This window comes from Arenimonas oryziterrae DSM 21050 = YC6267 (genome assembly GCF_000420545.1).
Taxonomy (GTDB): Bacteria; Pseudomonadota; Gammaproteobacteria; order Xanthomonadales; family Xanthomonadaceae; genus Arenimonas; species Arenimonas oryziterrae.
In genome coordinates this window covers 224,530-238,102 of sequence record NZ_ATVD01000001.1, presented here as the reverse complement: position 1 = coordinate 238,102, position 13,573 = coordinate 224,530, and the positions used below count along the sequence as shown (strand labels likewise).

The 13,573-nt window shown below is 66.1% G+C and carries 11 protein-coding genes; 4 read left to right on the top strand and 7 right to left on the bottom strand.

Annotated features, from left to right (window positions below):
* Position 1 precedes the first annotated feature (1 nt).
* The 4 genes from creB (at position 2) to G467_RS0101075 (ending at position 4,052) form a co-directional block, all read left to right on the top strand.
* Positions 2 to 682 carry a two-component system response regulator CreB gene (gene creB, locus G467_RS0101090; RefSeq protein ID WP_022967889.1) on the top strand — a complete coding sequence of 227 codons (681 nt, stop codon included), beginning with the start codon at positions 2 to 4 and terminating at the stop codon, positions 680 to 682.
* A gap of 4 nt (positions 683 to 686) precedes the next feature.
* A complete protein-coding gene (gene creC / locus G467_RS0101085) occupies positions 687 to 2,111 on the top strand; it encodes a two-component system sensor histidine kinase CreC (RefSeq protein WP_022967888.1) in 1,425 nt (474 codons plus the stop codon).
* Between the two features lie 241 nt (positions 2,112 to 2,352).
* Positions 2,353 to 3,714: a cell envelope integrity protein CreD gene (gene creD, locus G467_RS14935; protein ID WP_022967887.1), complete on the top strand. Its 1,362-nt coding sequence runs from the start codon at positions 2,353 to 2,355 to the stop codon at positions 3,712 to 3,714.
* The gene (locus tag G467_RS0101075; RefSeq protein ID WP_022967886.1) at positions 3,711 to 4,052 is read left to right on the top strand and encodes a hypothetical protein; all 342 of its coding nucleotides are present in this window, start codon (positions 3,711 to 3,713) and stop codon (positions 4,050 to 4,052) included. The genes creD and G467_RS0101075 overlap by 4 nt, the downstream gene beginning before the upstream one ends.
* 376 nt (positions 4,053 to 4,428) lie before the next feature.
* Here the strand turns inward: G467_RS0101075 and G467_RS0101070 are convergent, their stop codons facing one another.
* From G467_RS0101070 to G467_RS0101040, 7 genes are all read right to left on the bottom strand, one after another.
* Positions 4,429 to 4,974 (bottom strand): phosphatase PAP2 family protein, encoded by a 546-nt coding sequence (locus G467_RS0101070; protein WP_022967885.1) that lies wholly within the window; start codon positions 4,972 to 4,974, stop codon positions 4,429 to 4,431.
* A complete protein-coding gene (locus G467_RS0101065; protein ID WP_155844828.1) occupies positions 4,971 to 6,101 on the bottom strand; it encodes a glycosyltransferase family 4 protein in 1,131 nt (376 codons plus the stop codon). Before G467_RS0101065 ends, G467_RS0101070 begins: the two co-directional genes overlap by 4 nt.
* A 96-nt stretch (positions 6,102 to 6,197) precedes the next feature.
* Positions 6,198 to 7,715 carry an exopolyphosphatase gene (gene ppx / locus G467_RS0101060; protein WP_026802237.1) on the bottom strand — a complete coding sequence of 506 codons (1,518 nt, stop codon included), beginning with the start codon at positions 7,713 to 7,715 and terminating at the stop codon, positions 6,198 to 6,200.
* A gap of 3 nt (positions 7,716 to 7,718) precedes the next feature.
* Complete coding sequence (ppk1, locus tag G467_RS0101055) at positions 7,719 to 9,794, bottom strand: polyphosphate kinase 1 (protein ID WP_022967883.1); 2,076 nt, start codon at positions 9,792 to 9,794, stop codon at positions 7,719 to 7,721.
* A gap of 38 nt (positions 9,795 to 9,832) precedes the next feature.
* A complete protein-coding gene (gene phoR, locus G467_RS0101050; protein WP_022967882.1) occupies positions 9,833 to 11,146 on the bottom strand; it encodes a phosphate regulon sensor histidine kinase PhoR in 1,314 nt (437 codons plus the stop codon).
* A 14-nt stretch (positions 11,147 to 11,160) separates the two neighbouring features.
* A complete protein-coding gene (phoB, locus tag G467_RS0101045) occupies positions 11,161 to 11,853 on the bottom strand; it encodes a phosphate regulon transcriptional regulator PhoB (RefSeq protein ID WP_022967881.1) in 693 nt (230 codons plus the stop codon).
* 81 nt (positions 11,854 to 11,934) lie between these two features.
* Complete coding sequence (locus tag G467_RS0101040) at positions 11,935 to 13,530, bottom strand: M48 family metalloprotease (protein WP_026802235.1); 1,596 nt, start codon at positions 13,528 to 13,530, stop codon at positions 11,935 to 11,937.
* Positions 13,531 to 13,573: the final 43 nt, after the last annotated feature.

Here is a 13,573-nt window from a genome sequence, read left to right as displayed (position 1 = left end):
TATGGCGACGATACTCATCATCGAAGACGAGGCGGCGATCGCCGATGCCGTGCTCTACGCCCTGCGCGCCGAAGGTCACGTTGCCGAGCACTGCCTGCTCGGGCGCGAGGGACTGGCGCGGCTGCGCGCCGGCGATATCGATCTGGCGATTCTTGACGTCGGTCTGCCCGACATGACCGGCTTCGACCTGTGCCGTTCGATCCGGGAGTTCTCGGCCTTGCCGGTGATCTTCCTGACCGCGCGCGGCAGCGAGATCGACAAGGTGCTCGGTCTGGAGCTGGGTGCGGACGACTACATGGTCAAACCGTTTTCGCCGCGCGAACTGGTCGCCCGCGTGCGCGCGCGCCTGCGCCGCGTGAGCGCTCCCGGCGGCGATGCAGGCCGCTGGCGCGAGATCGGTGCGTTCGCGCATGACGTCGCGGGCCAGCGCATTCGTTTCGCGGGTCAGGAACTGGCGCTGACGCGCTACGAATACCTGCTGCTCGCCGCCTTGCTCGCACGCCCCGGCGCGATCCTTAGTCGCGAACGGCTGATGTCCGATGTCTGGCAGGACGCACCGGACACCGTCGACCGCACCGTCGACACCCACATCAAGACCTTGCGCGGCAAACTGCGTGCGGCCGATGCCAGCCGCGATCCGATCCAGACCCATCGCAGTCTGGGCTACAGCCTGAAGGCCTGATCGCATGCGCATCGGCCTCCGGATCTTCCTCGGTTATTTCCTCATCGTCGGACTCGCGGGCTTTTTTGTCATGCGCGTTTTCGTCAACGAGGTCAAACCCGGCGTGCGCCAGGCGATGGAAGCGACCCTGGTCGATACCTCGTCGGCGCTGGCGGCATTGGCGGCGCCGGAACTGCGCGCGGGCACGATCGCCGACGGCCGATTCGCGCAGGCGGTGAACGGGCTGCGCCGCGAGGCGCTCGACGCCAACATCGCCGGCGTGCCGAAGACCGATTTCGACTACCGCATCTACGTCACCGACGCGCGCGGCATTGTCGTCTACGATTCGGAGCAACAGGATGTCGGCCGCGACTTCTCGCGCTGGAACGATGTCTATCTGACCTTGCGTGGCCAGTACGGCGCCCGGTCCACGCGCAGCAATCCTGCCGACGACACCAGCAGCGTGATGCACGTCGCTGCGGCGATTCGCGACAACGGGCGCATCATCGGCGTGCTGACCGTGGCGAAAGCCAACAAGAAGACCGAGCCGTTCATCGTCGCCAGCCAGCGCGCGATCCTGCGCCAGGGCTGGATCCTGCTCGGCCTGTCGTTCCTGATCGGCCTGGGCGTGACCTGGTGGCTGGCACGCAGCGTCGAGCGCCTGAACCGTTATGCGCACGCGGTCGCCAGCGGCGAACGAACCAGTCTGCCCTCGGTCGGTGGCGGCGAGCTCGGCGAACTCGGTCGCGCGCTGGAGACGATGCGCGAAAAGCTCGACGGCAAGCAATACGTCGAAAGCTATGTGCACACGCTCGCGCACGAAATGAAAAGTCCGCTGGCGGCGATCCGTGGCGCTGCGGAAATTCTCGAGGGCGATCCGCCCGAAGCCGACCGCCTGCGTTTCATCCGCAACATCGACGGGCAATCGCAGCGCCTGGCGCAGATGATCGACAAGATGCTCGCGTTGGCATCGGTGGAATACCGGCAGCGACTGGAGCAGCGCGAGGCCGTCGATCTGGCGGTGCTCATCGAGGACGCGCGTGTGGCGGCCGAACCGCGCCTGGCGAAAAAATCGCTCGTGATGGCACCGACGGGCGCGACGCAGACGGTCTCCGGCGATCGGTTCCTGCTGGGGCAGGCGCTGGCCAATCTGCTCGATAACGCGATCGATTTCGCGCCGGCCGGTTCGACCATCGAGGTCGGACTGCGGCGCGAGGACGGCGAGGTCTGCCTCTCGGTGGCCGACGCCGGTCCGGGCGTGCCCGATTTCGCGGCCGACCGGGTATTCGAGCGTTTCTATTCCTTGCCGCGACCCGACGGCGCGCGCAGCAGCGGCCTGGGTCTGAGCTTCGTGCGCGAAGTGGCCACGCTGCACGGCGGCACGATCGCCTTGCGCAATCGCGAGGGCGGTGGGGCGGTGGCGGAGTTGCGGGTGCCGGTTTTGGCGTAGTCAAAGGCGCCCTCACCCTGGCCCTCGCACCGATTCCCTTCTCCCCTTGGGGAGAAGGTGGCCGCAGGCCGGATGAGGGGAGGGCGCAGTTCACTCCCACCACACAATCCCTCCCTCGACCCTTCACGCCGCGCACCTAGCCTGCATCCATCAGCCGGGCGGTTCCCGGCGGGAGACAGGGCATGAGCTTGCAAAGGTTTCAACGCACGGACGGGTTGCGGATCGGCAAGGAGACCTGCCGATGAGCCGCATGACTTTTTTCCTGAAAGCACTCGCGGTCGGCTTCCTGACCCTGCTGCTGATGATTCCGCTGGCGATGATCAACGGCACGATCGCCGAGCGTCAGAACTATCGTGAGGAAGCGATCGAAACGATCGCACAGTCCACGGCACGCGCGCAGTCGCTGGCCGGACCCGTGCTCATCGTGCCTTACACCGACGAATACACCAGTGTGGTCACCGACGAAAAAGGCCGCCAGACGCTCACCCGGAACAAGGTCGAACAACACTGGACCTTCTTCCCGAAAACCCTGGCGATGACCGGCCGCATGCAGCCCGACGAGCTCAAGCTCGGGCTGCACCGCGTCCGCGTCTACGAGTTGCGCTCGCAGCTGCAGGCGCGCTTCCTGCAGGAACTGCCGGTCGCGACCGATGGTGCGACGCGCACCGTCGGCCGGCCCTACCTGAGCCTCTCGGTGGCCGACGTGCGCGGCGTGGTCGGCACGCCCGTGCTGACCGTCAATGGCGCACGCACGGCGCTGCTGCAGGGCGCGGGCGCGTATCGCGAGGACACCGGGCTGCATGCGCCGCTGGCGGCGGCGCGTCCGGGCGACAAGCTCGATCTGGGCGTGCAACTGGACCTGGTGCTGAAGGGAACCGAGGCGCTGAACATCGTCCCGATCGCCGACAGCAACCGCATCACGATCGATTCGGCCTGGCCGCATCCGCAGTTCGGCGGCAGTTTTTCGCCGCGCAGCCGCCATGTCAGCGAAAAGGGCTTCGATGCGCTCTGGGAGATTTCCTCGCTCGCGGCCAGCACGCAGGCGCAATATCTGCATGACAAAACCGGCGACAGCATGGACCGGCTGCGCATCAGCCTGGTCGACCCGGTCAACATCTACACGCAGGCCGATCGTGCGAGCAAATACGGATTCCTGTTCGTGATGCTGACCTTCGTCGGCTTCTTCATGTTCGAACTGATCAAGCGCCTGGCGATCCACCCGATCCAGTACGGTCTGGTCGGCCTGGCTTTGGCGATCTTCTTCCTGCTGCTGATCAGCCTGTCCGAGCATATGGAGTTCTGGATCGCCTATCTCGCGGCCAGCATCGCCTGCATCGGATTGCTCGGCGTCTACCTGTCGGCGGTGTTGCACAGTGCGGTGCGCGGCGCGAGTTTCGCGTCGATGCTGACGCTGCTGTACGCGGCTCTGTACGGATTGCTGGTGTCGGAAGACAACGCGCTCGTGCTCGGCTCGCTGATGCTGTTCGTGATCCTCGCCGCGATCATGCTGGTGACCCGCCGCATCGACTGGTACGCGCTGGGCAACAACGGCACGGAACCGCCGCCGCTGCCGGCCGCGTCCGCCGGCGCAGGAAAGCCGTGAGCCAGCTGCCCTCGCGCATCTGCGTGCTCTCCCTTCGCCAGGCTTGGCCCTGGCGTTGGGAAATGGCCCTGCTGGAAATCGGATGCTGCAACGGCTGGCGCCTGCCCGACACCGCCGAACTGGCCAAGCATGCGAACGCCATCGGTCTCGCGCTGCGCTCGCAGGAAGCGAAAGCCGCGCTCGCGTTCGAGGGCTACACCCTGGTGGGCGCCTGCTGGCGCCCGCTAGGCACCGGGCTGGTGGTCCAGGGCGATCTGCCGGCTTTCGGGCCGTATGTGATGCCCCGGCAGCGACAACAGGGCCTGGATAGCCGATTGCTCGAAGCGATCGCCGCCTGAGTCGATCGGCTGGGTGATATTCGATAACTAGGTGAGTAATATTCACTTAACAATGGTTAGAATCACTAACCGGCGAATGGCCCAGCGCCGCCCGACAAGCGCGCTGATTTTATCGTGATCATCGCTAACACAAATGCTGCATTGCGCGCGGTTTTCGCGCCTTCCCATGCCTGGAAACAGCGGCTAGCCTCGCCTTGCATTGTCGCAAGCAGCGATATGGAACGGCCGCGGACCCGGCCCCAAGCCATACCGCCACGGACGGCGGCATCGCACCTTGAATCGATTTGATCCGCATCCTACGGGGAGAGCGGACCCGGGCCTGGGTTTTCCCGGCCCGGGTTTTTTCGTTTCAGGACCGGATCATTTCAGGACCGGATCAGAAGAACAGACTGACACCCGGCACCAGCCACAGGGACACCGACGCGAGGGTGCCGCCGATGACGGTGGCCGCGAGCACGTCGCTCGGATAGTGCATGCCCAGCACCACGCGCGACAGCGCCACGCTCAGCGTGAACGGCACCAGCAGCATGCCCAGCATCGGGTAATACGCCAGCGCGACGAGGGTGAACGAGACCGCGTGCAGGGTGTGGCCGGACGGAAAACTGTATTCGTCCAGCGGCGCGACCCAGGCCTGGATGCGCGCATCGGCGGCGAACGGACGCGGTCGCTTCGTCCAGCGCTTGAGCTTGCGATACAGCAAGGCGGCGATCGCACCGGTCGCGAGCATGTGTCCCGAGGCTGACAGGCCGCGCCAGCCATCGAACAGCGCGAAAAAGGCCATCAGCGCGTACCAGAACAGGCCGTCGCCAAGACGGCTGACCGCGCGGAAATACGCGCGCACGACCTGCCGACCGCCCCAGCGATTTGCGGCCAGGCACCAGGCCTGTTCGCGATGATGCAGGCGCGGCGCGACGGGTGTCATGCGACCTTGCGCGTCGGCGCGAGGGTGGCGAGCAAGTGCGCGAAGGCGCGTGCGACTTCCTCGGGATGCAGACTTTGCACCGCCAGGCGCGCGGCTTCGCCCTGGCGGAACAACGAGGCCTGGGTGCCGACTTGCACGGTTGCGGCGATGAAGGCGGCTTCGTCGCCGAAGGGTACGGCCGCGCCGTGTTCGCCGTCGCGCAGATGTTCGCGCGTTGCGCCGTAGTCGAAGGCCACCGTCGCCAGTCCGCTCGACATCGACTCGAGGGTGACATTGCCGAAGGTCTCCGACAGGCTAGGGAACAGGAACAGGTCGGCGCTGGCGTAATGGCGGGCGAGTTCGTCGCCGCGCTGGATGCCGCAGAACAGCGCGTCAGGATTGGCCGCCTGCAAGGCCGCGCGCCCCGGGCCGTCGCCGACGAAGATCAGCTTCGCGTTCGGACGCTGCGCCTGCAGCGCGCGGAAGGCGCGTACGAGCAGGTCGAGATTCTTTTCCGGTGCGAGTCGGCCGACGCTGAGCACCGCGATGTCGTCGTCGGCCAGTCCCCAGGACGCGCGCAAGGCAGCATCGCGCCAGCCGGGATGGAACTGACGCGTGTCGACTGCGCGGCCCAGGCGCTGCACATGGCGGAAGCCCTGATCCTGCAATTGCTGTTGCAACTCCAAGGTCGGCACCAGGGTTGCGTCGCCGCGGTTGTGGAAGCGGCGCAGCCAGGCGAAGACCCAGGGCGCGAGGAAACCGGCGCCGTAGCGACCGACATAGTCGTCAAAGCGGGTGTGGAAGCCGGTCGCCACCGGAATGCCCAGTCGCCGCGCCGCGCGCAGCGCCGACCAGCCCAGCGGGCCTTCAGTTGCGATGTAGATCGCGTCAGGCCGTTGCGCGTTCCAGCGCGATTGCAGTCGCCGGCCGGCCGGCAGGCCGAAACGCAGTCCGGGATAGCGCGGAATCGGCGCGCCGTCGACCAGCATCAGGTCCGGCAGCGATTGCGTGCTTTCTTCCGCCTGTTCGGTGCGGATCAGTGCGACGCGATGGCCCAGGCCGCGCAGGCCCTGTTCCAGCGATTGCACCGTCAAGGCCACGCCATTGATTTCCGGCGGGTAGGTTTCGGTGACCAGTTCGATGTGCAGTTTGGCGTTCATGCCGCGCAGCTTGGCGCGGCGGTATGCACGGGCGATGACGTTGCGATGACGCGGGCATGACCATCGGTCAGCCGGTGACGAAGCTCAGCCGGCTTCGACCTCGAGGCTGTGGCCGATATCCTTGAGGTAGTCGCGTTCGCTGTCGAGATCGGCTTCGGTCAGCGGATGCTGGGCGAGCCATTGCGGCGACAGGCGCAGGGCCAGGCCGCTGGAGCGCGCGCTGAGCGCGTGCAGGGGGATTTCTTCGCGGCCATGGCTACGATGCAGCAGCACCGACAGGCGCAGCAGCAAGGCGCAGCGCAGGGCCGCCTTGGCCAGGCGGTCGGGCAGGGATTCGACGCTGGGCAGATGCAGGCCGCGCCGCTGGTTGCGCACGAGAGCGGCGATGAACTGCTGCTCGGTCTTGGAGAAACCGGCGATGTCCGAGTGCTCGACGAGATAAGCGCCATGCTGGTGGTACTGGCTGTGCGCGATGACCAGGCCGATCTCATGGATGCGCGCGGCCCAGGCGAGCAGGCGGCGATCTTCGGCATCGAGCTGCCAGTGTTCGGCGACCTGGTCGAACAATTCCAGCACGGTGTGCTCGACGCGTGCGGACTGCTCCCGGTCCACGCCGTAGCGTTCGCACAGGGCCAGGATGGAGGCATCGCGCGGATCGCGTTCGCCGCCGCGGCCGACGATGTCGTACAGCACACCTTCGCGCAGGGCGTTTTCGCTGACCAGCATGCGCTTGAGTCCGAGTTCGGCGAAGGCGGCGTCGAGGATCAGCAGGCCGCCGGCGATGACCGGGCGTCGGTCGCCGGGCAGACCGGGCAAGCGGATGTCTTCGATGCGATCGAAGTCGAGCAGCTTGTCGCGAATCGTGGCGAGCGCGCCGTCGGTGATCGCGCCACGCGTGAGTTTCATGCTGGTCGCCATCTCGCCGATAGCCTTGATCGTGCCGGAGGATCCGAAGATTTCCTGCCAGCCAAGGCTGCGGTAGGTCGCGGCGAACTGCTGGAACTCGGCGGTGATTTCCGTCTGCGCCTCTTTCCAGCGTTTGCGCGACAGCTTGCCGTCGGCGAAAAAGCGTCGCGTGGTCGCGATGCAGCCCATCTGCAGGCTTTCGCGCTCTATCGCCTCGAAGCCTTCGCCGATGATGAATTCCGTGGAGCCGCCGCCGATATCCATGACCAGGCGACGCTTGCCGCGTGGCGGATGTCCGTGGGCGACGCCGAGGTAGATCAGGCGCGCTTCCTCGCGACCGGCGACGATCTCGATGTCATGGCCGAGCGCGGATTCGGCCGGCATGAGGAAGTTGTGCGGCGCGCGCAGCTGGCGCACGGTATTGGTCGCGATCGCGCGCACGTGCTGCGACGGAATCGTCGCCAGCCGCTGGCCGAAACGCGACAGGCAGTCGAGCGCGCGCATCAGCGCGTCGTCGCTCAGCCCGCCGTGGCCGTCGAGGCCTTCGGCCAGTCGCACGTGTTCCTTGATGCGATCGACGATGCGCAGCTGTCCCAGCACGTAACGCGCCACCACCATGTGGAAACTGTTCGAACCCAGGTCGACGGCGGCGAGCAGGTCACCGTCTTGCAGCGGCTGGGTGGCAACAGGCGTCATCGATCATCCACAAAGTCGGGCGAGCAGGGCGCCTTGGGCCGAGTACGGCGCCACCTCGGGCTGCGGCGGCACGCGAGTGTAATTGCCCTTGGCATCGAGCTGCCAGGCTTGCGTATTGTCGGTGAGGTAGTTAGCGAGTTCCTCGTCGAACACGCGCTTGGCCAGCGCGGGGTCCAGGATCGGGAAGCAGGTTTCGACGCGGCGCAGCAGGTTGCGCTCCATCCAGTCTGCGCTCGAGCAGAAGATTTCCGGCTCGCCGTCGTTGCCGAACCAGTACACGCGGCTGTGTTCCAGGAAGCGGCCGACCACCGAGCGCACCGTGATGTTCTCCGAGATGCCCGGCACGCCCGGGCGCAGGCAGCAGGCGCCGCGCACGATCAGTTCGATCTTCACGCCGGCCTGCGAGGCCTCGTAAAGCGCACGGATCACGGTCGCCTCGTTGATCGCATTCATCTTGGCGATGATGTGACCCGGGCGACCGGCGCGCGCGTGCTTGATCTCGCGTTCGATCTTTTTCAGGATGTTCTTGTGCAGGGTGAACGGCGACGCGAGCAGCCGCTTGAGCTTGATCGCCGGCGCCAGTCCCGACAGTTGCTGGAACATGCCGTGCACGTCCGCGGCGATCTCCGGATTGCAGGTCATCAGGCCGATGTCGGTGTAGGTGCGCGCCGTGCCCGAATGGTAATTGCCGGTGCCCAGGTGCACGTAGCGGCGCAACACCTTGCCTTCGCGGCGAACGATCAGCTGCATCTTCGCGTGCGTCTTGTAACCGACCACGCCGTACATGACCTGCACGCCGGCCTCCTGCAGACGGTCGGCGAGCTTGAGATTGGCTTCCTCGTCGAAACGCGCACGCAACTCGACGACGACGGTGACGTCCTTGCCGTTGCGCGCGGCAGTGACCAGGTGCTCGATGATCTTCGAGTCCTTGCCGGTGCGGTACACCGTCTGCTTGATCGCCAGCACGTTGGGATCGCTTGCGGCGAACGCGAGCAGGTCGAGCACGGGCGAGAAGCTTTCGTAGGGATGGTGCAGCAGCACATCGCCTTCGCGGATCGTGTCGAACGGCGAATCCTCGTCGAGCTGGCCCTTGCGCGACTTGAACGGCGGGAATTTCAGCTCTGGACGGTTGGCGAGGTCATAGACCTGCTGCACGCGGCTGAGATTGACCGGACCATTGATGCGATAGACGGCGTTTTCTCCGAGATCGAAGTTCGCCAGCAAGGTCTTGAGGATCGCCGGCGGGCAGTCCTCGGCGATTTCCAGGCGCACGGCGGGCCGGAAGCCGCGGCTCACCAGTTCGTCCTTGAGCGCGCTGGCGAGGTTCTCCACTTCTTCCTCGTCGACGAACAGCTCGGAATTGCGCGTGACCCGGAACTGGTACGCGCCCTTGACCTTCATGCCGGGGAACAGGTCGTCGACGAACGCGGTCAGGACCGAGGACAGGAATACGTAGTCGTGCTTGCCGCCGGAGATCTCTTCGGGCAACTGGATGATGCGCGGCAGGGAGCGCGGCGCGCGCACGATGGCCATGCCGCCCTTGCGGCCGAACGCGTCCTTGCCTTCGAGCACGACGACAACATTGAGACTCTTGTTGAGGATGCGCGGAAACGGATGCGCCGGATCCAGGCCGAGCGGCGACAGCACCGGCAGGATGTCGTTCTCGAAATAGTCGTGCAGCCAGCGCTGCTGGGTTTCCGTCCAGCTCGCACGCGTGAGCACGCGGATGCCGGCGTCGGCGAGGGTGGGACGCAGGATCTCGTTCCAGCAGCGGTACTGCGCCTCGACGAGCTTGCTGGCCTTGGCATGGATCAGCTCGAGCGCACGCGCGGGGGCCATGCCATCGGGAATCAGCGGGCCGCCAAACTGCAGTGCGGTACGCACGGTCGCCGCGCGGATCTCGAAGAACTCGTCGAGATTCGTGCACGAGATGCACAGGTAGCGCAGGCGTTCGAGCAGGGGCAGGCTGGTGTCCTCGGCCTGGGCCATCACGCGGAAATTGAATTCCAGCTGCGACAGCTCGCGGTTGAGGAACAGCTCGCCATCGGACGGCTCGATTGGCGTGAGACTGGAAGTCATGGGCTTGGGAATTCTCGAGGTCATGGCGATGAGATGGGTCAGTGGTTGCGCGGCCGGGTGCGTTCGGGGCCGAAGACGCAGGCGAAGGTACTCCCGCGACCGACCTCGCTTTCGATTTCCAGACGCGCCTGATGCAGGCTCAATACATGCTTGACGATGGACAGGCCGAGGCCGGTGCCGCCGGATTCGCGCGAGCGACTGGTGGAGACGCGATAGAAACGTTCGGTGATGCGCGGCAGATGCTGGGCCGGGATGCCGTAGCCGCTGTCTTTCACGCTCAATCGCGTGCCGCCGTTGTCGGTGCGTTCGAAACGGACCTCCACGCGCCCCTGGTTCGGCGTGTAGCGTACGGCATTGCTGACCAGGTTGGAAAAGGCGCTGTGCAGCTCCTTGGCCGAGCCGAACAGGTCGCAGGCGGCGTCGTCGAGCACGCTGATTTCATGGCGGCCCTGGCTGATCGCTTCCGCCTCGCGGCGCAGGGTGACCAGCAACGAGGCCATGCCGATCGATTCTTCGGGCAGATGATCCTGCGCTTCCAGGCGCGACAAGGTCAGCAGGTCTTCGACCAGTTGGGTCATGCGCTGCGATTGCCGGCGCATTTCCTCGACCATCGGCGCCCATTCGGGATTGTCCGCGGGCTCCATCATGTCGAGGTAGCCGTGCACGACGGTCAGCGGCGTGCGCAGTTCGTGCGAGACGTTGGCGACGAAATCGCGACGTACCTGTTCCAGCCGCATCAGCTGCGTCACGTCGCGCACGACCAGCAGCCACTGCCGGCCGGAATAGGCGATCAGGCGCAGGCTCAGGCGCTGGTTCTCGTCGACGGGACTGGCGACGTCCATCAGGGAGTCGTCGGTCACACCGGCGGCCAGCCACTCCTTCACGGCCGGCGCATGGACGATGTCGGTAAACGACTGGCCCAGGCTCTGCGGATAGTTCAGGCCGAGCAGGCGGCGAGCGGACTTGTTGAACCAGATCAGGTGGTTGTCGCGACGGTTGAGGATCAGGGCGCCATCGGGCATCGCCGTCGCGGCCTGCCGGTACGCGCGCAACAGGCCGACCAGACGGCGGCTGCGCGCGCGGTTTTCCGTCTGCCGGCGAAAGATCAGGGTTTCCAGCGCGGCCCACAGTCCTTGGCCGTGCACGGTCTGCAGTTGCTGGCGCCAGTCGAGGAAGCGCGAGACGCGGTACAGGCGCCAGTACGCGCGCGCCGCCACGCCGGCCGTGGCGAGCAGCAGCACCCAGGCGAGCTGGTGCAGCAGCAGGCCGAGCGCGACCGCGAACGCATACAGGACCAGCAGCCGGATCAGGGATTGTCGCCACGCAAGCCGGAGCAGTAGCGAGCGGCGCATCCCTGCGTCCCGGATCAATGGATCGCCGCGGAGAATCGGTAGCCCGATCCGCGGACGGTCTGGACCATTTCTTCCAGGCCGGTGGGTTCGAGTGCCTTGCGCAGCCGGCGGATATGCACGTCGACCGTGCGTTCCTCGACATAGACGTTGCCGCCCCAGACATGGTCCAGCAACTGGGTGCGGCTGTAGACGCGATCGGCGTGGGTCATGAAGAAATGCAGCAGGCGATATTCCGTGGGGCCGACGTGGATGGACTGGTCGCCGGCGTAGACCCGGTGGGCGCCGCCGTCGATGCGCAGTTTACCGACTGTCACAGAACCGTCGTCTTCGTCCTCGCGCGAGCGGCGCAGTACGGCCTTGATGCGGGCGAGCAGTTCACGGGCGGAAAAGGGCTTGACCACGTAGTCGTCGACCCCGGATTCGAGGCCGCTGACGCGGTCGTTCTCCTCGCCGCGGGCAGTGAGCATGATGATCGGGATGTCGCGGGTCAGGTCGTCCCGGCGCCAGCGCCGGGCCAGCTCCAGGCCGCTGCTGCCGGGCAACATCCAGTCGAGCAGGATAAGGTCGGGGACCCGTTCGGCGATCGCCGAGGCGGCCTCCCGGGCATCACCGGCGTGCACCGGTTCGTATTCGCCCTTGCGCAGGGCGAAGGCGACCATGTCGCGGATGGCGGGTTCGTCGTCGACGATGAGGATGCGTTTTTGCACTGCGGTACCCTGTCACTGGTGGGGGCTGCGTGCAAGTAGATAAAACTTTTGTGACCGTTCAGTGACCAGCCTGACAGGTTCCTAACCGCTGTCGGGCCCCTGATCCTCGGGTTTCATGCCTTGGCGGCGCATGTCGAGCACGATCGGCGTGATCGCGGCGATGCGTGCTTCGATGCGCGCCCGCTGGATGTAGTCGACATCCTCGCGCTTGAGCAGGCTGTTGAACTGGCTCAAGGCATCTTCGGCGCGACCGTTGAGGAAGGCGGACTCGGCATAGGCCTCGGAGGCGCGCGGCAGGTCGCCGGCCAGTTCGCTGGCGCGGCCGAAGTTTTTCTGGAACAGGGGGTCGTCGGCGCTCGAAGTCAGCAGCGGTCGCAGCACGGCCTGCGCACGTCGGCCGGCCTGCGGCGTGCCGATGTCGTTGAGGACGAGGGCGTAGCTGAGGCTGATCGCACGGTCCTGCGGATTGCGTCGCAGCAGTTCCTCGAAGCGCGCCCGGGCGATATCGTCGCTCTTGGCCACGTGGGCCGTCTCGGCCAACGCCAGTGCGATCCACAGATTGTCCGGGTGTTCCTTTGCCAGCGACTGGAAGGCGGTTTCCGCCGCCGTGGGGAACCCTGCCTTCATCTGCGCCAGTGCCAGTCCGTAGCGTTGTGCATCGGACAGACGGCCGCTGGCGAGGTCGGAGAGCGATTTGTATTCCTTCACCGCCGCACCGGGACTGGTGGCGCTGAGCACGCGCAGGCGCTCGCGCGCCCAATGGAACATCGGCGGCGGTGGCGCCGCGTTCGCGGAGCCGCCGCCCATCGTGCTCAGGCTCGCCGGCAGCAAGGGGCTGTAGGCAGGGCGCGTGTCACTGACCAGGCGTGGCGATTCACGTTGCAGACGCGCGGCGCGATCGCGCGCTTCGCTGATGCGCGTGGTGGTGACCGGATGCGACTGCAGGTACGACGGAACCTGGTAGCCGCCGGAATTGCCGCGCGTGGCGCGATCCATGCGTTCGAAGAAATCGGCCATGCCGTTGACGTTGTAGCCGGAGCGATACAACGTCTGGATGCCGATGCGGTCGGCCTCGGATTCGTTGGAGCGGGTGTAGTCGATCTGCCGCTGCATCGCCAGCGCCTGCGCGCCGACGACGGCGGCCGGAATGGCGTCGCTGCTGTTGCGGCTGTTGGAGCTTTGCGAGGCGACGATCGCGCCCAGCATCGCCAGCATGATCGGCAGCTGGTCGCGCTTGGCGCGTTCGACCGCGCGCAGCACGTGACGCTGGGTGACGTGGGAGATTTCGTGCGATACCACGCCGGCGACTTCGTCTTCGCTTTGCGCGGTGAGCACCAGGCCGGCGTTCACGCCGATGTAGCCGCCCAGGGTCGCGAAAGCATTGATGTCGCGGTCGCGCATCATGAAAAAGGTGAAGTCCTGCTGCGGCCGGTCGCTGACTGCGGCAAGGCGATGGCCCATGCCGTCGAGCCAGCTGTCGATCAGCGGGTCTTCGAGGACGTAGCCGTAGTGGCGCAGCTGGTAGAGGGTGTAGGCGCCGTATTCGCTCTCTTCGGCCGGGGTCAGCAGGGTGGCGGCGGACGAGCCCATGTCGGGCAGGGTGTTTTCCTGGGCGCGACTGCCGGCACTCAGCCCGAGGGCGAAGACCAGGGCGGCAGCCAGGGGAGCGGGGGACAGGGCAGCGATTCGGCGCACGGATGACTCCATAAGATCGGTCAAG

Bases quoted from the DNA above. Each gene is read 5' to 3' on its own strand.
- creB (WP_022967889.1), top strand. From the start codon at position 2: ATGGCGACGATACTCATCATCGAAGACGAGGCGGCGATCGCCGATGCC.
- creC (WP_022967888.1), top strand. From the start codon at position 687: ATGCGCATCGGCCTCCGGATCTTCCTCGGTTATTTCCTCATCGTCGGA.
- creD (WP_022967887.1), top strand. From the start codon at position 2,353: ATGAGCCGCATGACTTTTTTCCTGAAAGCACTCGCGGTCGGCTTCCTG.
- G467_RS0101070 (WP_022967885.1), bottom strand. From the start codon at position 4,974: ATGACACCCGTCGCGCCGCGCCTGCATCATCGCGAACAGGCCTGGTGC.
- ppx (WP_026802237.1), bottom strand. From the start codon at position 7,715: ATGACGCCTGTTGCCACCCAGCCGCTGCAAGACGGTGACCTGCTCGCC.
- ppk1 (WP_022967883.1), bottom strand. From the start codon at position 9,794: ATGACTTCCAGTCTCACGCCAATCGAGCCGTCCGATGGCGAGCTGTTC.
- phoR (WP_022967882.1), bottom strand. From the start codon at position 11,146: ATGCGCCGCTCGCTACTGCTCCGGCTTGCGTGGCGACAATCCCTGATC.